Here is a 23,693-nt window from a genome sequence, read left to right on the forward strand (position 1 = left end):
TTACTCGTCGTCGAAGCGATAAGTCCAGCGCAGCGTCTTCGTTCCGTTGGCCGGAACGGTGAGCTCGACAATGCGCTCACCGTCCTTGACCCGCACGTCCCTGAGCCCGACGATCTTGTGCGCGCCGCTAGCGCCGAGCGAGAGGCGGACCAGCGCCGGTGCGTCGGCAGCATTGGTCAGTGTGGCTCGCAAGGAAACCTGCGAACCCTTCTCGTAACTTCCCTGCTCGCGGCCTACGATCCCGCAGCGGACCTGCACCAGGCTGCTGTCGCCGACTTCGATATCAACGTCCTGCCCGGCGGCGTAGTCGCGCAACTGCTCCTCGCCGACAAAGAGGTCGCCCGCTTCGGAAGGTTCGAACATGGTGATCGCACCATTTGGCAGCGCCACGCCGAGGCCGTGTTGCTTGTCGTTGACCGTGGCGAGGACCCTGCTGGCAGGAGAATACTCGTCTTCAGGGTAGTCCCATGGGTCACAGGTCGTCTCGTAGCGCAAGCTCCCCTTCACGCGGTCCTTGTCGAGGAATACGACTTGCTTGAGTCCCTTGGCCGATACCGTCACCCGTTCGGGCACGCGGTAGAGCTTGAGGTCGCCGAGGTTTTCTTCGACCGCCACCATCACCGGCGAGCTGGCAGCGAACTCCGAACGCCTGAGCTTCGATCCGGTGACGATGATCGCCTGGTCGGATTCGTCATAGACTGCCATCGGCGCGGGCGGCGGTGGGGGTGGCGGAGGCGGCGGATAGGCGATCGGCGAGCCCATCCAGGTATGGCCGATCGGGTAGCAGGTCAGCCGCAAGGGCCGCGCATCGGGTGGGTCGGACAGCGCCTGGTAGTTGCTGCGCACCTCGAGCCTGCCCGCGACGACGTTAAGCTGCGCCCCGGTGAAGCTCTGGGCGTTGTCGTTGAGCAGGGTCAGCCAGCTCATCAGCCGCACGCCGACATCGCCGCTCTTTCCCGGCTCGTCGAGCGTGGCAACGTAATGCGCCTGCCAGTCGAAGCCCCAGGCGAGATAGGTCAGCTGGACGGTGTAGGTGCCGCCGGATTTCTCCTGCGTGTCGATGGTGAAGACCGGCTGCGCGGAGAGGCCCGTGGGAACGCGGTCGAAAGTGAGCTTCTCGGGCAATCCTGAACAGCGCACCGCCTCATAACCAGCGCCGGTCTGCAGCACGAGCCCGCCATCGGCTCGGGTGCGGATGACGGCTTCCTCACTCACCGCCTTGCCGGTCGCCGGGTTGGTGCGGGTCACGGTGACGCGGTTGCCAAGCGTTCCGTCGACCAGCGCGGCCGGGCTCAACAGGTCGGCGTTGCGGTTCTTCTCGATCGTCCCGCCGGGCAGACCGGTTACGATCGCCGTGACTGCGACCATGCCCTCGGCGACTCCCTCGAAACGGATCGTCGATTCGCCCGGCGGCAGCGTCACCATGCGCGTCTCGCTGATCATGGCGAAACCACGCGGGTTGCGGCGGTTCATCGACTGGCCCGTGCCGCGGTTCGGATCGCGGTAGAGGGTCACGGCTACGTCCTGCGGCGCCGAGGCGTCGACGGTCGTGCGCGCCAGCGCCGGGCTGGCCGCCAATGCCGGCAGAGCGGCGAGGATGAGCGCAGCGCGGCGCACCGCCCTGCCCCTCAGTACCGGGTCTCGTAGGTGACGCGGACCTCGCGCTTGCCGTTGGCGGGGACCTCGATGACGTACTTGCGACGGTCGGCGTTGAGCTGCTCACCCGGTACGTCCTCGCTCGTCACGCGGAAGTCGTTGCCCCACCATCCGCGATCGAGGCCGGATTGCACAAGTTCGACCTTGACCGGTGAGCTATGTGCATTGGTCACAGTATAGCGAATGGTCGTGCGGTAGAAGACCTTGGGCCGTTCGAGCGTGCCCTGGCGCACGACGCTTCCGTTCTCGTCGAGCACCCGCCAGCGGGCGCTCTTTTCCCACTCGGCGCCGGTGATCGTCTCGCGCTTCTCGACCTCGGCCTGGGTGTAAACGTCGAAGGCATCGCCGGTCTTGAGCGTCAGCTCACTGCCCATCGGCGTGTGGCCGATCTGGTTTTCGCCAATGAACTGCGGGTTGCCCTGCCGGTCGCGCTGGTAGAAGCGCACCGTGCCCGCGGGCAGCGCATCACCCAATCCGCCGTCGCGGCTTGAGTTGAAGGCGATCTGACTCGCCGCCGGAACCGGGTCGCCGTCGCTCGACAGCCAGCCTACGGTGCGGCCGTAAATCTTGCGCGCCGCTACGCCCTGCACGTCGAGGAAGCTGACCTGCTTGGTCTGGTTGTTGGCGATCGTGGTGCGCCCGGAGATGGGATAGAGGTAAAAGTCGCCGAGCCGCTCGCGCCCAGGGCTTTCGGTGCCGGGAACGAAGCTGTTCGTCGAACTGCGCCCGCCGTAGCGCGGCGGCGGGGCGTAACCACCGCTGCCGGAATTGGGATTTCCCGCCACCAGCAGCGTGTCGGCATTGCTGAATGTCGTCCCCGTGCTGTTGGTCAATGTGACCCAACCCTGCATGTCGATCGTGCCCCTGCCTTCATCGTAGAGCGCAACGTAGTCGGCGCCCCAGCCCAGGCCAGGAGTGAGGTAGCGCAGCGAGGCCGGACGGGTGCCGCCGCGCGAACTTTCAATCGTGACCGACAGCGTCGGCCGAGCGCGGAGGTTGGGCGGCACGCGGTCGAAGATCACCCGCACCGGCAGCCCGTCGTCACGCAGCACTTCGATGCGGTCGCCGATCTGCACCACCACGCCGCCGGCGGTAGAGAGGACCGTGGCCCGCTCGCGGGTTTCGGAGCCGGTCGCCGGGTTGGTCCGGACCAGCGTGACGGTCTGGCCGATGGCCTTCTCCATCAGCTTTGTCGGGGTCAGCAGGTCGAAGTCGAAGTTCTGCTCGACGATGCCGGTGTCGGGCGCGGCGAAACTGAGCGTCTCTGGCCGGATCTGCGCCGAGACGTCGGGAAATTCGACCCGGCTGCGACCGCGCTCGAAGGCGATCTGGCGAATGTCCTGCACCAGCGCCTGCCCATCGTTGTAGATCGTGACCGAGACGTCCCCCTGGGCATTGGGCTCGGTCGAGATTTCCTGCGCCAACAGCGGCGTGGCGACCAGCGCGCAGGGCGCGGCAGTCGCAAGAGCAATGGCGGCAACACGCATCGGTACTCTCCCCATGAACTCGACATGATGAGATAATGTTACATCATCTGTATGGCGGCTGAACGACCCCTTTTCATCCGCTTACGTCATGGCAGTGAGCAGAGCGAAGAAGCAACCGAGAGCTTTCCCACGCAAAAATGGAGTTGTGAGCTTCCAACCTTGCGCTAGCGAACGGGCCTCAGCCCTTGTTGGCGCTAAGCACCTGGCCGACCTTCGCCGCGATCTGCTGCACGCTAAAAGGTTTGGGGATGAAGTGCATGTCTTCGAACGAAATTTCGTTGCGCAACTGCTCTTCGGCATAGCCCGACATGAACAGCACCGGGATCTTTGGCGCGAGCTTGCGGATCTCGCGGGCCATTGCCGGGCCGTCCATGCTCGGCATGACCACGTCGCTGACCACGAGATCGAATTCACCCGAGGCCTTGAAGGCCTCCAGTCCCTCGTCGCCGTCGCTGGCCGTGGTGACGGTGTAGCCCTGACGGGTCAGCGCCCGCTCGGCCACGGCGCGGACCATGTCCTCGTCCTCGACCAGCAGAACGCGCCCACCGCCCGACCAGTCGGCGGCTTCCTCGGCCTGCTTTTCCTTCTGCCGGTCTTCCTCGGTGATCTGGTGGACCGGAAGGTAGATCGTGAAGCGGGCGCCACCCGGCTTGCCGTCGGGTCCAGCGACGTTGTCGGCGAAGATGAAGCCGCCCGATTGCTTGACGATGCCATAGACCGTCGAGAGGCCGAGCCCGGTGCCCTTGCCCTGCTCCTTTGTGGTGAAGAACGGCTCGAAGATCTTCGACAGGTTGTCGGGCGGAATACCGCCGCCGGTGTCCTGCGCGATCAGCGCGGTATAGTGCCCGGCGGGAATGATCTCGTTGTCGCGCAGCCGCCGGATATCGGTCGCGGTGATGCGCCGGGTGGCGAAGGTCAGCGTGCCGCTGGCGTTCTCCCCACCGTTGCTCTGGATGGCGTCGCGCGCATTGACCGCGAGGTTGACGATTACCTGTTCGAGCTGGCGCGGGTCGGCGCGGACCGGGCCGAGATCGCGGTCGTGGTGAGTGCGCAGCGTAATCTTTGCGCCGAGCAGGCGCTTGAGCAGCTGGCTCACTTCGCTGATCACGTCGGGCAGCTGGAGAATCTCGGGCTGCAGCGTCTGCTGGCGACTGAAGGCGAGCAGCTGCCGGGTCAGGCTAGCGGCGCGGTTCGAGTTGGCCTTGATCTGCTGGATATCGTCGTAGTCGCTGTCGCCGGGGATGTGGCGCAGCAGCATGAGGTCGCAATAGCCGATGATCGCAGTCAGCACGTTGTTGAAATCGTGCGCCACGCCGCCGGCGAGCTGGCCGACCGCCTGCATCTTGGTGGCCTGTGCGACCTGCTTCTTTAGGCGCGTCTCTTCGGTCGTGTCGGCGAGGCTGAGCAGCACGGCCGCCTCGCCCAGCCCGCGCACCCCGGCAAGGCCGAGACTGATCGGCTCGTCGGGCTGGCTGCGCAGTCGCACGGCGATGTCACCGCTCGACGACGGGCCCTGCCCGTAGCGACGGACCGCGTCGGACAGTGCAGTCTTGTCGGCTGGAACCACAAGGTCCGATGGATAGGGCGGGACATGCTTGCCGCGCGCGATACCGGCAGCGTTTCGGAACGCCGGGTTGGCGAACAGGAAGTGTCCGTCGCGGTCGGTCATCGCTAGGCCGACCGGAAGCTGTTCGAGCAGCGCCTCAAGCTGCGGGGCCTGGCTGCTGTCGCTGCCCCAGCCGCCAAGGCCGACGCCGTTGTCGACCAGCATCATCAGCGAGGGTGCCTGGTCTGCCGAGAGACGCTGCTGCGAGCCCGGCTCGACCAGTGGCACCTGGACCAGCGTCTGCGGCGAGCCCTTGCGCCCCTCTCGGGCGAAGTAGATTCGCTCGCGCTCGTCGGAGCGGAGCAGGCCGGTAAAGTCTTGTCCGGCCATGCTGGCATGACCGTCACCCATCGAGCGGCGGGCAAAACCGGCACTCGCCGCGCGGACCGCGCCGTCGGGCCCGACCAGGGCGACCTCGATCCCGGCGTTGCTAAGTATGCGGCCGAAGACGCCGGTTACATACTTGCCGATCGCCTGCAACGGCTCGGTCCGTGTAACCGGGGCGAAGCGCCACACGAGATAATCCTCGGAGCGCCCAGCGCGAACCACTTCGGCGGTCCAGCTGTTGGTTTCGTCGGCGATGGTCGCGCGGCCGCTCTCGCCGTCGCGCCAGGCGGAGCGCGAGGCGCGCAACAACAAGTCCGCAGAGGCGCCGTCGACCGGCAGCCGCGGCGGAGCGTGGCTCGATCCAAACCACAGCTCGAAGGCGGCGTTGGCGCAGACCAGTCGATTGGCGCGGTCTGTGATCGCTACCGCGAGGCCCGCCTGCTCTATCGCCGCGACGGTAACCGACCAGTCCGGCAGAGCCTGTTCCTCGACCTTGCTCGTTGCCGGATTGCTGCGCGCCGTGGCGAATGCGACCAGCGCAAGCACTGCGAGGCCACCGACGAATGCCGCGGTGACGACCATCGTGCCGGTGACGAACCAGACAAGCGCAGCGCTGGCGAGAGCTGCAACGGCAACGATCGCCGCGTCCGTCGTCCGCCGCGAGGAATGTTCGCCGACCGCGCTCATGCCAACATCCGCCGGCTCGGCAGTCCACCAGCCCCATGCAGGATCAAAGGTACCGGATTGAGGCCGGCCAGGGAGTCGGGATTCAGCAGCATGTTGTGTCGGCGATAGCCCAGCTACCTGAAAAACGGAATCGTCAGAGGCGCTTCGAGCAAAGTCATCGACAGTGCAATCGGACTCCAGTTTGCGCGCGCACGCATCATTCCGCCGGTTCCGCGGTCATGCGGCGACGGCGCAGCAGCAGGCGGCGCCGATTGCCGACCCGCCAGCGCCAGAACCACGAGGCGATGACATAGCCAAGCGCCGAAGTGACGACGGCCAGCACGACGAACCCGAAGGCCGTCACCCCGGCAGTCTTGAGAAAGCCGAACCAGCCGAAATCCTGCCACCGCCCGCTGTCGATCTCGGCCCGCGCGGTGCCGCCCGCGACGGCATCGATCTTGAGCACGAACTTGCCGACCTTGTTCGCGGTGATGAGCCAGAACGGCAGGGTGAAGGGATTGGTCACAAAGGTCACCAGCGCGGCGAGCGGCACGTTGGCGCGCGCCGGCAGCGCAAGGAAGGCGGCGAGAAAGATCTGTCCGACGGGGACGATGAAGCCCGAAAACAGTCCCAGCGCGACGCCGCGCGGGACCGAACGGCGGGTGAATCGCCACAGTTCCGGCGAGAGGAATCTGTGCGCAATCGGAGCGAGCCAGCGGTTCTGCGCCATTTCCTCGCGCGTCGGCATCGCCGGAAGGCGACGCGCGAGCCAGGATTTCGACCGCTTGGACATGCGGCGCTCCATACACCTTTAGATTAGCAGCGGAAGGCAGGTCTAACTTGTAGCCGACGAACGTCAGCTTAACCGCGGCGACTAGCGATTTTCCCGCAACAGCCGGGCCTTGTCGCGCTTCCAGTCGCGCTCCTTGATCGTCGCGCGCTTGTCATGCGTCTGCTTGCCTTTGGCGAGCCCGAGTTCGACCTTCGCGCGGCCTTTCGAGTTGAAATAGACCGACAGCGGAATCAGCGTCATACCCTTGCGTTCGACCGCCCCGACCATGCGCTCGATCTCGCGCGCGTGGAGCAGCAGCTTGCGCGGCCGCTTGGGTTCGTGGTTGAACCGGTTGCCGTGGCTGAATTCCGGGATGTTGGCGTTGATCAGCCAGGCCTCGCCACCGCGCACTTCGGCATAGCTCTCGGCAATCGAGCCCTCCCCGCCGCGCAAGCTCTTCACTTCGGTACCGCTGAGCGCGATACCTGCCTCGAACTTGTCCTCGATGAAGTAATCGAACCGCGCGCGCCGGTTCTCGGCGACGGTTTTGACCTTCTCGAACGTGGCGGGCTTGGGACGGGCCATAAGGCTGGCGCATGTAGGCGCGCGCGGAGGCAAACGAAAGCCCCGGGGTTGCAACCTTCTCAACTCCTTGCGAATAAACATGCGGGGAATGGGGGTTCCGATGGTCGCACGTCTTTTGCTGTTTCGCTGTTTGGCGCTTTCCGCGCTTATTCTCGCCACACCGGCGCAGGCCGCGCTGCCGCCGCCACTGCCGCTTGCCGAATACGGCAGCCTTCCCGACATCGAACGCATCGCGCTGTCGAACGATGGCCAGCGTATCGCCGCGGTCATGACCATCGGCGGAGAGCGGGTGGTCATCCTGCTCACCGACAAGCTCGAAACGATCCGCATGATGAAGCTGCAGGACGCCAAGGTTCGCTCGCTCGAATGGGCCGGCAACGACAATGCCCTGCTCGTCATCAGCCGGACCGAAACACTCGGCCCTGACTTTGTGCAGAGCCAAAACGAATTCTACAACGCGTTCATTCTCCCTGCTGACGGCAAGGTTGAACAGCGGATGGTGTTCGACCGCGACCCGGACATGCTCAATGCAGTCTTTGGTACTTATGGAATTCGCCAGATCGACGGACGGTGGAAGGCGTATTTCGGCGGAGTCCAGCGCAAGAAGGGCGCGCGGGAATATTATCTCGGCAACACCGGCGTTTCGCTCTACGAAATCGACGTCGCGACCGGGAAATCGCAACAGATCGCAGCATCAGGATCGATGGGCGAAGGGACCGGGCGCCTGCTGGGGCCCGACGGCCAGCTCGCCGCCACGGTCGCCATCGACATCCGCACGGGCTTCTGGACGATCAAGGCGCCGGGCAGCATCGACCTCGCCAGCGGTATCGCGGAAAAGGGTGAGATTGGCATCGTCGGACTCGGGAGGGACGGCGACACGTTGATCTATTCGACCAAGCCTCACGGCGAGGACGCGCGCATATGGTATGAAGTGCCGCTAGACGGACACGCGGCGGCGACGGAGTACATCAATGCGGACGAGATCGAGAGCACTTATTTCGACCGCAACACGGGCAAGTTGATCGGCTTGCTGCGCGAGGACGGCCACGACCATCCGGCGTTCTTCGACGCAGCGAAGCAGAAGGCGGTCGACGAAATCTACAAGGCTTTCCCAAGATTGCGCATCAATCTCGCCGACTGGTCGCCCGATTTCTCGCACGTCCTCGTGCGCACCAGCGGCCCGAGCGACAGCGGCACTTGGTATCTCGTCGACATCGTCCACATGAGCGCCCACGCCATCGGTTATGAGCGCGAGGCCATTGGCCCGGAATACGTCGGCCCAATCTCGATCTATCACTACAAGGCGCAGGACGGGCTCGACCTCGACGGAGTCCTGACCCTGCCGCCCGGCCTCGAAGCCAAGAACTTGCCGCTCGTCATGCTGCCGCACGGCGGACCACATGCCCACGACACCGACGTCTTCGACTGGTGGGCACAGGCATTCGCCAGCCGCGGCTATGCGGTATTCCAGCCGAACTTCCGTGGTTCGACCAACCGCGACCTTGCCTTCATGGAAGCCGGCTTCGGCCAGTGGGGCAAGGCCATGCAGACCGACGTATCGGATGCCATCGGCGCCCTCGCGGAGAAAGGCATCGTCGACCCCAAGCGCGCCTGCATCGTCGGCGCCAGCTACGGCGGTTATGCCGCGCTTGCCGGGGTAACGCTGCAACACGGCGTCTATCGCTGCGCCGTGGCGGTTGCCGGAGTGGCCGACGTCGGCATGCTGTTCAACTCGGAACGATACGACAACGGCCGCACCGGGCTGTTGCGCCGCTCGCTCGAGGAGGAGTTCGGCCCGCGCAGCGACTTCGACGCAATTTCGCCCCGCAAGCATGCCAAGGACGCGGACGCGCCAATCCTGCTAATCCACGGCAAGGACGATACGGTGGTCCCGTTCGAGCAGACCACGGCGATGGTCAATGCGCTCAAGGATGCAGGCAAGCCTTACGAACTCGTGGTCCTCGACGGCGAGGATCACTGGCTGTCACGGGCCGCCACGCGGCTCCAGATGCTTGAGGCGGCCGTCGCCTTCGTCGAACGCAACAATCCCGCGGATTAACCTCGATTCAATCAAGGCTTGGACGCGGACCCGAATTGCTGCACCTTCCCCGCAGGGTCTTGGGGGAGAGACAATCATGGGCACAAGTATATTGCGCTGGGCGCCGGCAATGGCGGTCATGGCGATGTCAGGGGCAGCCGCGGCGGCCGACGAAACGAGCCTTCCGACGCTGGTTACCGGCGCGCAGTTCACCGACAATCTGGGGGACGCCAACCTTAGCCTGGAGAACAAGGCAGCGATCAAGACGGTCGCCGCGCGCAAGCTGACAGTGCTCGGCAACGACCCGCACTGGACCGTCACCGGTCTCGTCGGCTGCCGTTCCGGCGCGACACTGGTGAAAGTGCAGGCATTCGCCGGCAACGTGGTCAACAACAACGGCGTGCTTTACCCGATCGGCACCTGGTCGTCTTCGGCCGAGGATACATCCGTCGCAGGGCAGATCGCCGCACAGGTCAGCCTCGACCTGACCCTGCCGGTCAAGCGCACTTACAACAATGAAGCGGTCGAACTAGCCTTCAACCCTGCGCGAGAGTTCGAACTCAAACTCAAGGCCTTCGTCGACAAGGGCGGATCGGCCGCGCAGTACATGCACACCGACGAAGCCTACGACATGGACGTGCCGATTGTCCTTGCGGCGTGGTGCAAGATGAACGGGAACTCGAATTTCCTCCCCGGCATGACGCAGGCAGGCTACGTCAAGCGTGTGGTGCAGGCGACTATCATCTACCATGGCGATCCTGCCGTGGTAGACGGCATCGGAGTCATCTCCGCCCAGAAGGCCACTGAAGGCACAGTGCAGGCGCCGACGTCCAAGCCGACACCGAAACCCCAACGCGTCAAGGCGCCGTCGGGCAACTAGGACACGAGGATCGATGCAAAGCGCGGCATTGGCAGGACGATCGCTCGGCGCGCAGGATATCCTCGCCAACGGCCATGCGATGGCACCGGCGATTGCCGCGCGTTCGGCTGAAATCGAGGACCTGCGGCGCTTGCCGGCCGACCTCGTCGACCAATTGCGCGGCGGGGGTTTCTTCCGCATGGGCCGCAGCCGTTCCAAGGGTGGCCCGCAGATGACCTTGCCGCAGCACCTCGAGGTGATCGAGGTGCTCGCCCGGGCCGATCCCTCGGTTGGCTGGTGCGTCAAGATCGGCACCGATAGCGGGCTGATCGCGGAATTCCTGCCGCCCGAAGCCAGCGCACGGTTGTTGCCGCATCCCGACATGATCACCGCCGGCCAGTTCACCGCCGGGCGCGGGACGCTGGAGAAAGTCGAAGGCGGCTATCGGCTCAGCGGGCGCTTCCCGTTCGGCAGCGGCATCACCCATGCCGACGTGGTCATGACCGGCGGCATTGTCCACGAGGACGGCAAGCCGGTGATCGGCGCTTTCGGAATGCCCGAGAGCCGCCTCGCCTTCTGCCGCGCCGACGAGCTGGTGATCGAGGACACCTGGCACACCCACGGCCTGCGCGGCAGCGGCTCCAACCACTACCGGGCCGACGATGTGTTCATCCCCGAAGACCAGGCGATGCTCATCGAACCTGCGATATTCGAGGGTCGCGAGCCGCTTTATTCGAGCGGCTGCAACTGGGTGACAACGATGGCAGCGGTCCCGATCGGCACCGCAAGGCGCGCACTCGATGAGGCCAAGGCGATCATCGCCCAGGGCAAGGGCGGCATCCCGCCCCAGCCCCTCGGCAAGCTGCAACACGTGCGCGAGGCGATCGGCGACTGCGAGACGCTTTACGGTGCGGCGCGGGCCTTCCTCTACACTTCGGCGAACGAGTTTTGGTCCGAGCTCGAACAAGGCACTCCGGAGGTCGAGACCAAGGGCCGCCTAGCCCTCGCCAACGTCAATTCCTTCCGCATGGCAGTGGAGGTCACACGCCGTCTGTTCGACCTGATCGGCGCGCACGCCGTGTTCGAGGGCAACCCTCTCGAACGCCTCGCCCGCGATGCGCTGACGCTCAACCAGCACATGATCATCAATCGCGCCGCCTTCGCCAACTACGGGGCTATGATGTTCGGCGAGGAACACCCTTCACCGCTCTACTGATCAGGAGACTTTGATCGTCCCCGACATACCGAGCGCTACGTGGCCGAGATGGGTGCAGGTCAGCTTGTAATTGCCCGCGGTCGGGACGAGGTCGATCGTCACGCTTTGCCCTCCGGACAACTCGACCTGTCCGCTCGCTACCTTGGACGCATCGCTGGCCTTGATCTTCGCCGCCGCAAAGAACTCGGGCGCTGTGAAGTCGTGCCCGCCCGAGGCGGTATCGGTCAGCACAAGTTCGTAGGCCTTGCCGGCGCTGAGCTGGATGTCGGAGGGCGCGAAAGCGAAGTTCGACAGGCTGATCTCGATCCTCTCCGCGCGACCGAAGTCGGTCGAGGAGGTCGCAAGCTGCGGTTCGATCGAGTGGGTCGAGGCGCATCCGGCCAGCAGGACCAGAGCAAACGGGGCAAAGAGGTAACGCATCGGAAATCCTCCTCCGCCCCCTTTTCGATGTCTGCCCATCCCCGGTTCCCCGCCGAGAGTTGGCTGGCCAAATGATACACGTGCGCCAATTCGAAACCAAGCAGTTGCTTTGCTGGTCATCGGCCAGTTCCGTGCCCTCGCGACCGTCGATTTCGCCATGAATTCAGGCTTGCACGTCAGGTTTCACTCCGCCTATTCCTGAGTGGGGGGAGAGAAATGAAATCAACACTTGGCAAGGTCGCAGCAGCACTTCTGCTTGCATTGGCCTTCTCTACACCGGTCCGGGCGACCGATCCGCCGCCGCTCAACGCCTACGGCGACCTTCCGGCGTTCGAAGATGCGGCGATCTCGCGCAGCGGCAACAGCCTTGCCATCGTCGCGCTCGACAGCGGCCAGCGCAAGCTGATGCTGTTTGACGGGGACCTCAAGCCGACACGTTCGCTGACGGTCGAGGATCTCAAGATCCTTTCGATCCAGTGGATCGGCGATGACGCGGTGTTGATGGTCACCAGCCAGACCGAGGACCTCGGCATCCACTTCACGGTCGACCAGGCCGAACTCAGCCGCGGAGTGGTCGTGCCGGTCGAGCCGGAAAAGGAAATAACCGTCGTCTTCGCCAAGCAGGGCGGCATCCTCGGCGCGTTGTTCGGGATGTACGGGCTGCGTGAGGTCGACGGACAATGGACCGGCTATTTCGGTGGCGTGCGCATGGCGCGCAAGGAGTCGACCCAAAACTACTACCTCGAACACATGCGTCCCTCTCTGATCGAGTGGAACTTCGCCAAGGACGCCACGCACACCGCTGCGCCCGAGGCCCGCGCGGGGAGCTGGCGCGGCTGGCTCGTCGACGGCAGCGGCGAGGTCGCGGCCACGCTCGATGTCAGGTACGAGACGGGCGACTGGGTCATCGCCGGCCCCGAGGGCAACCGCCTCGCGGCGGGCCACCATCCGCGCGGCGCTGTCGGACTCGTCGCCCTCGGGCGCGAGGGAACGAGCCTCATTTATGCGGCAGAGGACGATGCGGGAAATTCCGAGTGGTACGAGGTGCCGCTCTCCGGCGGGGAGCCGAGCATCTACCTACCCGACGAACAAGTTGTCCGCGCATACCGCGATCCGTCGAGCGCGCGTATCATCGGTTACCTACGCCGCGAAACGACCGACAGGCAGGTCTTCTTCGATCCAAGGCAGCAGGAACTTGCTGACAAGATCGGCAGCGCCTTCAAGGGCAAGCGCGCACGCATCGTCGACTGGACGCCCGATTTCTCCACGGTGCTGGTGCGGACCAGCGGCAATGGCGACAGCGGAACATGGTACCTGCTCCGCGCGGCGACGCTGCAGGCGGCCTACATCGGCAGCGAACGCCCTGCGATCGGAGAAGCGCAGGTCGGCCTGATCAGCACTTTCAACTACCAGGCCGGCGACGGGGTAGACCTCGACGGAATCCTCACGCTGCCTCCCGGCCGCGAGGCAAAGAACCTTCCAATCGTGGTCATGCCCCACGGCGGCCCGGGCAGCTACGATGTGGAAACCTTCGACTGGTGGGCGCAAGCCTATGCCAGCCGCGGCTACGCCGTGTTCCAACCCAACTTTCGTGGTTCGACGAACCGCGATGAGGCATTCCAGCGCGCAGGATGGGGCCAGTGGGGCCGCAAGATGCAGAGCGACATCACCGACGGGCTCAAGGCTCTGGCCGACAAAGGCATCGTCGATGCCAAGCGCGCCTGCATCGTCGGGGCCAGCTACGGCGGCTATGCTGCGCTTGCCGGAGTCACGGTCGAGCAGGGCGTCTATCGATGCGCGGTCGCGGTGGCCGGGGTTTCCGACCTCAACCTGCTCTTCAAGGCCGAGAATACCGGCAGTGGCAGCAATCCCATGGTCAAAACTTCGCTGCTGGCCGAGCTGGGTCCGCGCAGCGGTTTCGCCGAAGTCTCACCTGCCCGCCTCGCCAGCCGTGCCGATGCACCGATCCTCCTGATCCATGGCCAGGACGATACGGTGGTGCCGTTCGAGCAAAGCGCGAAGATGGCCGACGCGCTCAAGGATGCGGGCAAACCTTATGAGATGGTCGTGTTGAGGGAGGAAGATCACAACCTCTCGCGCGCCGCAACACGCAAGCAGATGCTCGCGGCTACAGTGGCCTTCGTGGAGAAGAACAACCCCGCCGACTAAGCTCAGCCGATTCCGGCAAACTCCATCGCCGCGTCGACCGCTTCCATCGCCGCAGCGCTGCAAGGCGCTATCGGGAGGCGGGTGTCGGGACGCATCCAGTTGTGCAGGCGGCTGAGCGCGTACTTGGTCGGGCTCGGGCTGGCGTCGGCGAACAGTGCCTTGTGCAGCGGATAGAGCCGCTCGTTGAGAGCGCGCGCTGTCTCGAAATCGCCTGCCGCCGCAGCCGCGTGGAATTCAGCGCACAGCTTGGGCGCGACGTTAGCGGTTACCGAAATGCAGCCATTCTGGCCAAGCGCGTAACCGGCCAGCGCCAGCGGATCGTCACCCGAAAGCTGGTTGAAGTCAGGCCCCAGCCCCATGCGGTGAGTGACCACGCGCGAAAGGTCGCCGCTGGCGTCCTTGATCGACACGATCTGGTCGGGGAAGCGCTTGCCCAGTTCGATCACAGTGGCGGCGTGAATGTCCGTCACCGTGCGGCCGGGCACGTTGTAGAGCACGATCGGCAGGTCGCAACTTTCAGCGAGAAAGCTGAAGTGGCGGATCAGCCCGTCTTGGCTCGGGCGGTTGTAATAGGGGGCCACCAGAAGCGCGGCGTCGGCGCCGAGGTCCTTCGCCACCTGCATGTGCCATAGCGCGGTGCGGGTGTCGTTCGAACCGCACCCTGCGATCACTGGCACGCGGCCCGCGACCTGCTCGACGCAGACCTTGATGACCTTATGGTGCTCGTCGTTGTCGAGCGTCGCGCTCTCGCCGGTCGTGCCGCACGGAACCACCGCGTTCGATCCGCTATCGACCTGCCAGTCGACGAACCGGCGGAAGGCCGCCTCGTCGAACCGTTCGTCGCGAAAAGGAGTCACCAGGGCCGGAATCGAACCTGAAAACATTTACGCCGCTCCTACTTGGATTCACAAAGATGCTGCGCTTGATGCGCGCGCACCGGGGGTCATTCACCGCCTGATAAGGAGAGCGCTGCCACGATGTCCAGCATGGTTCGTCGACTCACCATTGCTACACTGCTTTGCACCAGCACCACATTGGCGGCTCCCGTCCACGCACAGGACGCGGTTTACGAGGCGTCCGACTGGGACAGGGCACGGGCCGATCTCGTCGCGAAGGGCCCGGGTCGGATGGCTCCGGCGATCGGCCAGTGGGAACAGCTCAAGGCCAACAAGAACCTGCCGTTCGACACCTATGCCAGCTTCCTGCTGACCTACCCCGGCTTCCCCGATGCTGGGACACTGCAAGGCTATGCCGAGGAAGCGCTGAAGAGCCAGTTCGTCGCTACGGACAGGCTTGCTGCGTTCTTCGATCGCTATCCGCCGATCTCCAACTACGCCCGCGCCCATTACGCCCTTGCGCTGATGGCGCAGCGGCCCTCGGATGCCCCCGCGGTCGCCCTGGCGGCATGGCGCGGCGGTGAGATGAGCGACACTGCCGAAGCGGCGATCTCGGCCAACTTCGGCAGCCGCTTCACGCAGGATGACCAGGACGCACGGATGGACGCGCTGTTATGGCAGCGCGATGTCACCGGCGCAGCCAGACAATTCACCCGCACCTCGCCGTCCAAGCAGGGACTGTTCGCCGCCCGTCTTTCGATCCTGCAGGGCGGAGACGGTGCGACCACCGACCCCGCGGCGATGTCTGACCCCGGTTATCTTTACAACCGCAGCCGCGAACTGCGCACCGAAGGCCGCGCCCGCGAGGCGGTGAGCCTGCTCTCGACCCGCCGGCCGCTCGCCGCGCGTCCGTTCGACCCGACGTCCTGGGTCACCGAACAACTCAGCGTCGCCCGCATGGGCGGGGCGCAGGCCGCTCGCGACATCGCCTCGAAGATCGACGATGCCTTCGCGCCCGGCGCCGATGTATCAGTCATGGAGTACAAGCTGCGCGACGATTACACCTCGCTGGTCTGGCTTGGCGGCACGCAGGCGCTGTGGAACCTCGGCGATGCAGCTGGCGCGGTGCCGCTGTTCTACCGCTACGGCAATGCGGCGCGAACGCCGCAGACCCGCTCGAAAGGTTTCTTTTGGGCCGGACATGCTGCGCAGCGGGCCGGACAGGCCGACGAGGCCAAGCGCTATTACGAAATGGCCGCGGCTTATCCCGACCGCTTTTACGGCCAGCTCGCCCTTAGCCGGCTCGGCCGCAGCATGCCGGCGATGTCGGGTGCACCATCGGGCTCACCCTCGGCCGCCGAGCGCCAGGCCTTCACCAGCGCCCCGCTGACTGCTGCCGTCACCGAAGTTGCCCGCGACGCTCCTTGGTCCGTCGGAATTCGTTTCTACCGCGAAATGGCCGCCCAGGCGGATTCGCTGGGCGACTACCTGCTCGTCACCGAGCTGGCGCGCGACATCGGCCGCCGCGATCTTGCGGTGATCGCCGCCGACGCCGCCGCGGCCGACGGTCTCCAGGGTTTTACCACGCTTGGCTATCCCACTCTGGTAACGCCCCCTGGGACTAACTGGACACTGGTCCACGCCATTACCCGGCAGGAAAGCCAGTTCGCGCAGAACGCCATCAGCCACGCCGGGGCGCGCGGACTGATGCAACTGATGCCGGGCACCGCGCGAGAGGAAGCGGGCAAGGCGGGGATTCAATACATGTCCGCCTCGCTGGTCGACGATGCGAGCTACAACATGCGACTTGGCAGCAACTACATCGACCGGATGCTGTCTTACTATGACGGCAGTTACCCGCTCGCCATCGCCGCCTACAATGCCGGTCCGGGTAACGTGAACAAGTGGCTCGCCGCCAACGGCGACCCGCGCAGGGGTTCGATCAGCTGGATCGACTGGATCGAGAAGATCCCGATTTACGAGACCAAGAATTACGTCCAGCGAGTTCTTGAAAATGCTGTGGTCTATGAGTCGCTACACCCCGAAAAAGCGCCCTATGGCGACGCCCGTACACTCGATTCACTGCTACGTTGATGCCCGTTGCAAGGTCGCGGGGCCTACAAGATAACTGAAGTCGCCGCAGGCCCTTGGCTCCGGGCCCGGCATGGCGCTAGGTCCGGAGTCTATGGAACCACGTGCCAACTACATAACTCCCGCCGGACTCGTCGCACTGCGCGCGCGCTACGACCACCTCCTCGGTACGGAGCGCCCCGAAATCGTCGCCATCGTCAGTTGGGCAGCCGGTAACGGCGACCGCAGCGAAAATGGCGATTACCTGTACGGCCGCAAGCGGATGCGCGAAATCGATCGCGAACTGGCGAGGCTGGCGAAGAAGATGAAGGCGGCGAAAGTGGTCGATCCTTCCGCCCAACCCGACAAGGCCCGGGTCTGGTTCGGTGCAACTGTCACCATCGCCGACGAGGACGACAAAGAGCGCACCCTGACGCTGGTCGGCGACGACGAGCAGGATCCATCGTCCGACAAGATCGGCTGGAGCGCCCCCATCGCTCAAGCATTGCGTGGGGCCGCCATCGGCGATTGCCGCACTGTGCGGCTCCCTGCCGGCGAGAAGGAATGGGAAGTGACCGCCATCGCCTATCCAGCCGCCGCCTGATGCGCACCACCAACCTTGCGGCAACCGTGCGCCTTTACCATCTCGATTCCGACATCGAGGGCGGCGCCGCCGAAACGCTGTTCTACGGTACGCTGGATGAAGCAATGCGCATCGCCGCCGAGCAGCCCGAAGAGGTTCAGGAGGGCCTGTACCTAGCCACCGACAACGACGTGGTGGCTTACCTCGACCTAATCGGCGGTTAGCGCCGCGAACTAGTCGTCTGCGTTGGCCGGCTTCGCGTTGGCAGCGGCCTTGGGCTTCGCCGTGGCTTTGGGCGTTTCGAGACCAGCATCCTCTGACGCGTCGTCGGAAAGGACGAGCGCGGCACTGCCGTTGGTCACCGGTGCAGCAACTTCAGCAATGTCGGCCGACGCCTTTACCAGTCCGCTGAGCGAACTCCCGTCGAGTCCGAGTTCCTTCATCAGCCCGTCGAGAACTGGAGCCTGCGCCCGATATGCGAGCGCAGCGGCCACCGCGTCGCTTGCCAGGTTGCCGGTTCCGCCGCCGGACGCCGGAGCACCCGAAGCGCCGGCTTTCTGGGTCAAACCATCGACCTGCACGATCTTGATCGAATCGATCGCCTCCATCGGCTTGGCGCTCTCGCGGATCACCTCTGGCAGGACCTTGAGCAGCGCCAGCTTTGTCTGCAGGCTGATCTGGTCCATCGACAGGATGTTGGCCGCTTCGTTGATCGCCCGCTGGCCGGCTGCTTCGACCTCGAAGCGCACTCGCGCCGCTTCGGCCCGCAGCTTCTCGGCGTCGGCCTCGCCCTGCGCCTCGAACTTGGCTGCGGCGGCACGGTTCGTCGCCGCGTCCTTTTCGGCTTCGGCTTCGACCTTGATCTTGATCGCGTCACGTTCGGCGATCTTGGCCGCCTCGATCAGCTCGATCTTCTTCTGGCGTTCGGCGATCTCGCTCTCGCGGCTGGTCGCGACCTGTTCCTCTGCGGCGACGGCCTTGGCACGGGCCTCGTCCGCCACGGCCTTGGCCTGGCTTTCCTCGCGCGATTTGTTCTGCACCGCGATCTGCTGCTCCTGCCGGGCGATTTCGAGCGCGCGCTGCTGGTCGATGCGCGCTTCTTCGACAAGGCGGTCGGCCTCGATCTGCTGCGCGTCGACCAGCTTCTTCGCTTCGATCCGGGCGGCATCGGCCTCGCGCTGGCGCTCGGCCTGCTGGCTGGCGATCTCGGCCATCTGCGCGGCGCGGCGGATTTCCACTTCACGCTCCTGCTCCAGCCGGGCGTATTCCTGATCACGCTTGATCTGGAAGCTGCGCTGGTCGGCCTCGAGGTTCTTGGTCTCCATCTGCACGCGCGTGTCCTGCTCGATGTCGTTACGCAGCTTCTTGCGCGCTTCGATCTGCTCGGTGAGCTTGGTCAGGCCTTCCGCATCGAAGGCGTTGTTGGCGTTGAAGTGTTCGATGCTGGTCTGGTCCAGACCGGTCAGCGAGACCGATTCGAGTTCCAGCCCGTTCATCGCCAGGTCGTTGGACGAGACCTGCTGCACCTTCTGCACGAAGTCTGCGCGCTGCTCGTGCAGTTCGTTCATCGTCATGCCCGCGGCGACCGAGCGCAGCGCGTCGACGAACTTGCCTTCGACCAGGTCCTTGAGCATTTCCGGCTGCATCGTACGCTGGCCCAGTGTCTGTGCGGCCATGGCGATCGAACCGGCGTCGGGCTTCACGCGAACGTAAAATTCCGCTTTCACGTCGATCCGCAGTCGGTCGAGCGTGATCAGCGCCTCGCCGTCGCGCCGCACCACGGCGAGCACGAGCGTGTTCATGTTGACCGGCATCGTCTCGTGGAACACCGGCAGCACCAGTGCGCCGCCGTTCATGACCACGCGCTCGCCGCCTACGCCGGTCCGCACGAAGGCGATTTCCTTCGAGGCACGCTTGTAGAGCTTGGCAAGGAAGATGAAGATGGCGAGCAGGGCGACAACGCCACCGCCGGTCATCACGAGAGGGGTGGAGGTAATGGTATCCAACATGACATTTCTCTCTTTTTTAACAGGGGTATGGCGTCGGAACGGCGCCGGAATCAGTTGACCGGTGCAAGCTTTCGCTCTGCCAGCGGAATGCCGAAGAAAGTCTGACCTTCACGGCGCACCAGCAACACCTCGTCGCCCTCGATGATTTCACCACCGGCCTCGTGCGGTTCGACCATGACGTAGTGTGTCTGGCCGTGCCGATCATGGACCCTGGCGCGGGCGGGATAGCCCTGACGGGCGTGCCCCATGGTGACGGTAGCCCGCCTGCCGACAAGACTGTCGATCCCGACCGCGGTGGTCTCGTCCTGCGGCAGGATATGCCCCAGCGGTCTCACCAGCACGGAGGTCACGGGCACGGTCACGCCGAGCGCGATCGCCGACGCCAGAAGCGTATCGAGCGGCGCGCCGAGAAGTCCTCCCGCCAGAGACTGGATACTCACCCCGATGCTGGCGAACAGGAACAGGAACACCACCAGCCAGATCAGGAATGGCACGCGGCCAAGCCCGAGAAGCGTCGTGATTCCGCCCATGATCGAAGCGCCACCGTCAAGATCGACGGACGAATCGAGGTCAGCGTCAATGTCGAGATCGGCATCGAGATCGAACAAATCGCCCACACCGATGATTTGCATCAACGAGAGCAGCAGCATCGCCCCGAAGGCGATCGCAAAGGGCAGATTGTAATCCGCTAACAGGCTCATCGCAGCATTCGCCGCGCTGGGAGTTTCCGGGCGGCGCCTTCCATGTTGAGGCGCGACAATCGCGCCCTTCAGGCCAGGTTACCCGGTGCCTCTTCCCGCCCGATTCTTTTTGCATAACTTGCGCGAATTGACCAGAAAATCCGGTATCGACAGCTCCGATTTCGTTCCGATTTCAAATACGGATGAGCTTGGGATAGGTAAGGCGATATGATGCGATTTTGTCTGCTCGCCCTGCTTGCCTTTTCCGCCCCCTTGGCCGCCAAGGACGACCTTGGCGTGTTCCAGGAATGGGCCGCGTTTCGCGACGCCGAGGTGCCGCGTTGCTACGCAATTTCTGCTGCGGAGAAGAATGGAAGCGCCTTCCCTGCCTATGCCGACGTGGCAACCTGGCCAAAGGAAGGCGTGCGCGGGCAGGTGCACTTCCGCCTCTCGCGCGAGTTGGCCGACAACCCGCGACTCTCACTGTCGATGAATGGACAACGCTTCACGCTAACCGGCGGCGGGGTTGACGCCTGGGCGCCCGACCGCAAGACCGACGCGGCGATCGTCGCGGCGATGCGCTCGGCCTCGGCAATGAGCCTCTCTGCAACCGACAGCAGGGGTCGAAGGTTTACCGACAGGTTCAGCCTTGGCGGGGTCGCCACGGCGATGGACGCGGCGACGGTGGGCTGCGCCAGCCTCCGCTAGTTGAAGCGAAACGGGCCGAGGATCGCTCCCCGGCCCGCCATCTTGTTACAGATTAGTCGCTCGTTCAGAAGCGGAAACCGACGCTGGCGACGACCTGGTGCCGGTCGGTGTCGATGTCGAAGCGGTCGCTGTCGGCGATGTTGTCGGCCTCGAAGTCGATTTCGCCCTTGCTGTAGTTCGAGTAACGGTATTCGACCTTGGCGAAGGCGTTCGTACCCAACTTGTGCTCGATACCGGCACCGAGGCGATAGCCGTCGGTGTCGAGGTGGCGGCGGTACGACGTGGTGCCGTCCGAACCCACGAAGTTGAAGCGGGCGTTGTTGTAGCCGCCCTTGGCGTAGAGCATCGTCGTCGGCGACAGTTTGTAGCCGATGCGCGCACCGGCATAGAGATCGCGCCCGGCATCGACGCTGCCGAGGCCAAAGTCGGTGTAGGGATCGTTATAGGTGGAATCCGCCGTTGAGTCGGTCAGCTCGCCTTCGGCGCCGACAACCAGGTTGCCCATGTCGAAGTCATAGCCGACCCCGGCACCGTACATCAGGCCTTCGGCGTTGACGTCCTGGTCGGGATCGATGCCCGAAACTTGCGAACTGCCGGGCTTGTTGACGTCGTAACCGGCGACCGCTGCGACCCAGGGACCGGAAAAGCCTGTGTCCTGCGCCATGGCGGGGACGGCCGTCGCGGTGCTGGCGGTGGCGAGGATGAGGGCAAGACCCTTTTTCATTTCGAACTCCATTCTCTTTCACAATCGCGTGCACAATCGTACAGCGCGGACCACGAAAATGGCGTGCCCCCGCATCCGGTTTCATGAACGTAAGACAACGAAACTATTGATGTTTTTCAGCAACACTCGCTCGACGGAACGCATTTTTGGTGCGGCGAATGGCGGGAACCGATTGCGCAATTCCGGCCTTCGCGGGCGCGACGCGCGATAGGACGGCTGAGAGGCTTTGCCCTTTGCGGCGCCCGTCCCTATATGCGCCACGCCATGGCCGATACCGCCCTCATGCCCATCCCCGGACAGATCGATCCGGTCCCTGTCGCGCGCGACATTACACCGCGTGCCGACGGCCGTATCGACCTGATCGGCCTGCCGATGAAGCGCTTGATCGAACTGTTCGGCGAATCGGGACTCGATGCCAAACAGGCCAAGCTTCGCGGCAAGCAGGTGTTCCACTGGCTCTACCACCGCGGCGTGACCGAGTTCGACGCGATGACCGACATCGCCAAGGCGATGCGTCCTTGGCTCGCCGAGCGGTTCGTAATCGGCCGGCCCGAGATCATCGAGGCACAGCATTCGAGCGACGGGACTCGCAAGTGGCTGCTGCGTACCGCCGACAACCACGATTTCGAGATGGTCTTCATCCCCGACGCCGATCGCGGCACGCTGTGCGTCTCTTCGCAGGTCGGCTGCACGCTCAACTGCCGGTTCTGCCACACCGGCACGATGCGGCTGGTGCGCAACCTGACGCCGGGCGAGATCGTCGGGCAGGTCATGCTGGCGCGCGACGCGCTTGGCGAATGGCCCAAGGGCCGGATGGACTTTGTCGAATCTGGGGCCGACGACGAAACCGAGGCCGAATACACCGCCGACGGCCGCCTGCTGACCAACATAGTGATGATGGGAATGGGCGAGCCGCTTTACAACTTCGACAACGTGCGCGACGCGCTCAAGCTGGTGATGGACGGCGACGGCCTGGCCCTGTCGAAGCGCCGCATCACCCTCTCGACCAGCGGCGTGGTCCCGATGATGGCCCGCTGCGGCGAGGAAATCGGCACCAACCTCGCGGTCTCGCTCCACGCGGTTACCAAGGAAGTGCGCGACGAGATCGTGCCGCTCAACCGCAAGTACGGCATCGAGGAACTGCTCGAAGCCTGCGCCGCCTACCCCGGCGCCTCCAACGCCCGCCGCATCACCTTCGAGTACGTGATGCTCAAGGACAAGAACGACAGCGACGAGGACGCGCGCGAATTGGTGCGGCTCATCAAGCAGTACAAGCTGCCGGCCAAGGTCAACCTGATCCCGTTCAACCCCTGGCCCGGCGCGCCCTATGAGTGCTCTAGCCCGGAGCGGATCAGGCGGTTCTCCGACATCGTCTTCGAGGCCGGCATCTCCGCCCCGGTTCGCACCCCGCGCGGGCGCGACATCGATGCCGCCTGCGGCCAGCTCAAGACCGCTGCCGAGAAGAAGAGCCGCGCCGAGCTTGACCGGCTGGCCGCCGAAAAGCAGGCCGCGCTCGAAGCGGAGTAGGTCCCACCCGCCATTGCGTGCCGAGAAGAAATGCTTCGCATCTCCGCACTTGCTTGCCGGGCCGCGATGACGACATTGCGTCGATCATAGCCAACCTGGAGACCAGACATGCAGATCCTGCGAATCGACAGTGCCACCACCGGCGACAATTCGGTCACCCACGAACTGACCGACGCGATCGCCGAGCATTTCCGGGGCAAGTACCCCGACGCGACTTGGGTGGTGCGCGATTTCGCGACCGATCCGCTACCGCACCTCGATGTCGTCACCACCGGCGCGATCCGCCAGCCGCAGGACGCCCACACCGATGCAATGAAGGCCGCCTTCCCCGCCGAGCGCGCGGTTCTCGACGAATTCCTCGCCTCCGACATCGTGATCCTCGGCGTGCCGATGTACAACTTCACCGTGCCTAGCTCGATCAAGGCCTGGCTCGACCGCCTCGGAGTTCCCGGGGTGACCTTCGGCTACACCGAAAAGGGTCCGACCGGGTTTGCCGGCGGGCGCCGGGTGATCGTCGCCTCCTCGCGTGGCGGGTCCTACGAAATGGGCGGTCCGGCCGAGCACCAGGAAACCTACCTCAAGACCTTCTTCGGCTTCATCGGCATCGACGACGTCGAATTCGTCCGCGCCGAAAAGATCGGTTTCGGCCCCGAAGTGCGCGCCGCCGCGATCGCCGCGGCGCGCGAGGAAATCGCCAAACTCTAGGCTTCGAACCGTCGCGTCGGGAGCACTTCCCGCCGCGATTTTCGGGTTAA

The 23,693-nt window shown here is 64.6% G+C and carries 20 protein-coding genes; 10 read left to right on the plus strand and 10 right to left on the minus strand.

Annotation, left to right across the window (positions count from 1 at the left end):
* The 5 genes from GRI89_RS06535 to smpB form a co-directional block, all read right to left on the minus strand.
* Positions 1–1,617 (minus strand): DUF4139 domain-containing protein, encoded by a 1,617-nt coding sequence (locus tag GRI89_RS06535; protein WP_159793384.1) that lies wholly within the window; start codon positions 1,615–1,617, stop codon positions 1–3.
* An 11-nt stretch (positions 1,618–1,628) separates the two neighbouring features.
* Positions 1,629–3,143, minus strand: a complete 1,515-nt coding sequence (locus GRI89_RS06540) for a DUF4139 domain-containing protein (protein WP_235912839.1) — start codon at positions 3,141–3,143, stop codon at positions 1,629–1,631.
* 178 nt (positions 3,144–3,321) lie between these two features.
* Positions 3,322–5,763: a response regulator gene (locus tag GRI89_RS06545; protein WP_159793386.1), complete on the minus strand. Its 2,442-nt coding sequence runs from the start codon at positions 5,761–5,763 to the stop codon at positions 3,322–3,324.
* A 196-nt stretch (positions 5,764–5,959) separates the two neighbouring features.
* A complete protein-coding gene (locus GRI89_RS06550) occupies positions 5,960–6,535 on the minus strand; it encodes a DUF2062 domain-containing protein (RefSeq protein WP_159793388.1) in 576 nt (191 codons plus the stop codon).
* Positions 6,536–6,616: 81 nt separating this feature from the next.
* Positions 6,617–7,099, minus strand: a complete 483-nt coding sequence (gene smpB / locus GRI89_RS06555) for an SsrA-binding protein SmpB (RefSeq protein ID WP_159793390.1) — start codon at positions 7,097–7,099, stop codon at positions 6,617–6,619.
* A 100-nt stretch (positions 7,100–7,199) separates the two neighbouring features.
* On the opposite strand from smpB, the gene GRI89_RS06560 reads away from it, so the two are divergent.
* The 3 genes from GRI89_RS06560 (at position 7,200) to GRI89_RS06570 (ending at position 11,212) form a co-directional block, all read left to right on the plus strand.
* Positions 7,200–9,158, plus strand: a complete 1,959-nt coding sequence (locus tag GRI89_RS06560) for an alpha/beta hydrolase family protein (RefSeq protein WP_235912841.1) — start codon at positions 7,200–7,202, stop codon at positions 9,156–9,158.
* Between the two features lie 76 nt (positions 9,159–9,234).
* Positions 9,235–10,017, plus strand: a complete 783-nt coding sequence (locus tag GRI89_RS06565; RefSeq protein ID WP_159793392.1) for a hypothetical protein — start codon at positions 9,235–9,237, stop codon at positions 10,015–10,017.
* Positions 10,018–10,030: 13 nt separating this feature from the next.
* The gene (locus tag GRI89_RS06570; RefSeq protein ID WP_159793394.1) at positions 10,031–11,212 is read left to right on the plus strand and encodes an acyl-CoA dehydrogenase family protein; all 1,182 of its coding nucleotides are present in this window, start codon (positions 10,031–10,033) and stop codon (positions 11,210–11,212) included.
* Here the strand turns inward: GRI89_RS06570 and GRI89_RS06575 are convergent, their stop codons facing one another.
* Positions 11,213–11,632 carry a plastocyanin/azurin family copper-binding protein gene (locus GRI89_RS06575; protein ID WP_159793396.1) on the minus strand — a complete coding sequence of 140 codons (420 nt, stop codon included), beginning with the start codon at positions 11,630–11,632 and terminating at the stop codon, positions 11,213–11,215.
* Positions 11,633–11,848: 216 nt separating this feature from the next.
* On the opposite strand from GRI89_RS06575, the gene GRI89_RS06580 reads away from it, so the two are divergent.
* Positions 11,849–13,801 carry an alpha/beta hydrolase family protein gene (locus tag GRI89_RS06580; RefSeq protein WP_159793398.1) on the plus strand — a complete coding sequence of 651 codons (1,953 nt, stop codon included), beginning with the start codon at positions 11,849–11,851 and terminating at the stop codon, positions 13,799–13,801.
* Between the two features lie 2 nt (positions 13,802–13,803).
* Here the strand turns inward: GRI89_RS06580 and dapA are convergent, their stop codons facing one another.
* Positions 13,804–14,685, minus strand: a complete 882-nt coding sequence (gene dapA / locus GRI89_RS06585) for a 4-hydroxy-tetrahydrodipicolinate synthase (RefSeq protein WP_159793400.1) — start codon at positions 14,683–14,685, stop codon at positions 13,804–13,806.
* A 93-nt stretch (positions 14,686–14,778) separates the two neighbouring features.
* Between dapA and GRI89_RS06590 the strand changes: the two genes are divergently transcribed.
* From GRI89_RS06590 to GRI89_RS06600, 3 genes are all read left to right on the plus strand, one after another.
* The gene (locus GRI89_RS06590; protein WP_159793402.1) at positions 14,779–16,731 is read left to right on the plus strand and encodes a lytic transglycosylase domain-containing protein; all 1,953 of its coding nucleotides are present in this window, start codon (positions 14,779–14,781) and stop codon (positions 16,729–16,731) included.
* A gap of 91 nt (positions 16,732–16,822) precedes the next feature.
* Entirely contained in the window at positions 16,823–17,311 is a 489-nt protein-coding gene (gene greB, locus GRI89_RS06595; protein WP_159793404.1) for a transcription elongation factor GreB, read from the plus strand.
* Positions 17,311–17,514: a hypothetical protein gene (locus GRI89_RS06600; protein ID WP_159793835.1), complete on the plus strand. Its 204-nt coding sequence runs from the start codon at positions 17,311–17,313 to the stop codon at positions 17,512–17,514. The genes greB and GRI89_RS06600 overlap by 1 nt, the downstream gene beginning before the upstream one ends.
* Before the next feature lie 9 nt (positions 17,515–17,523).
* Here the strand turns inward: GRI89_RS06600 and GRI89_RS06605 are convergent, their stop codons facing one another.
* Positions 17,524–19,299: a flotillin family protein gene (locus tag GRI89_RS06605; protein ID WP_407924969.1), complete on the minus strand. Its 1,776-nt coding sequence runs from the start codon at positions 19,297–19,299 to the stop codon at positions 17,524–17,526.
* A gap of 50 nt (positions 19,300–19,349) precedes the next feature.
* Positions 19,350–20,000, minus strand: coding sequence for a YqiJ family protein (locus GRI89_RS06610; protein WP_159793406.1), 651 nt, complete (start codon positions 19,998–20,000; stop codon positions 19,350–19,352).
* A gap of 210 nt (positions 20,001–20,210) precedes the next feature.
* On the opposite strand from GRI89_RS06610, the gene GRI89_RS06615 reads away from it, so the two are divergent.
* Entirely contained in the window at positions 20,211–20,687 is a 477-nt protein-coding gene (locus tag GRI89_RS06615) for an invasion associated locus B family protein (RefSeq protein ID WP_328598122.1), read from the plus strand.
* A gap of 64 nt (positions 20,688–20,751) precedes the next feature.
* Here the strand turns inward: GRI89_RS06615 and GRI89_RS06620 are convergent, their stop codons facing one another.
* Positions 20,752–21,411: an outer membrane protein gene (locus tag GRI89_RS06620; protein WP_159793410.1), complete on the minus strand. Its 660-nt coding sequence runs from the start codon at positions 21,409–21,411 to the stop codon at positions 20,752–20,754.
* 264 nt (positions 21,412–21,675) lie between these two features.
* Between GRI89_RS06620 and rlmN the strand changes: the two genes are divergently transcribed.
* Both rlmN and GRI89_RS06630 read left to right on the plus strand, forming a co-directional pair.
* Complete coding sequence (gene rlmN / locus GRI89_RS06625; protein ID WP_159793412.1) at positions 21,676–22,938, plus strand: 23S rRNA (adenine(2503)-C(2))-methyltransferase RlmN; 1,263 nt, start codon at positions 21,676–21,678, stop codon at positions 22,936–22,938.
* A gap of 108 nt (positions 22,939–23,046) precedes the next feature.
* On the plus strand, positions 23,047–23,643 hold the full coding sequence (locus tag GRI89_RS06630) for an FMN-dependent NADH-azoreductase (protein ID WP_159793414.1): 597 nt from the start codon (positions 23,047–23,049) through the stop codon (positions 23,641–23,643).
* Positions 23,644–23,693 lie beyond the last annotated feature (50 nt).

Source organism: Croceibacterium salegens (assembly GCF_009827435.1).
Taxonomy (GTDB): Bacteria; Pseudomonadota; Alphaproteobacteria; order Sphingomonadales; family Sphingomonadaceae; genus Croceibacterium_B; species Croceibacterium_B salegens.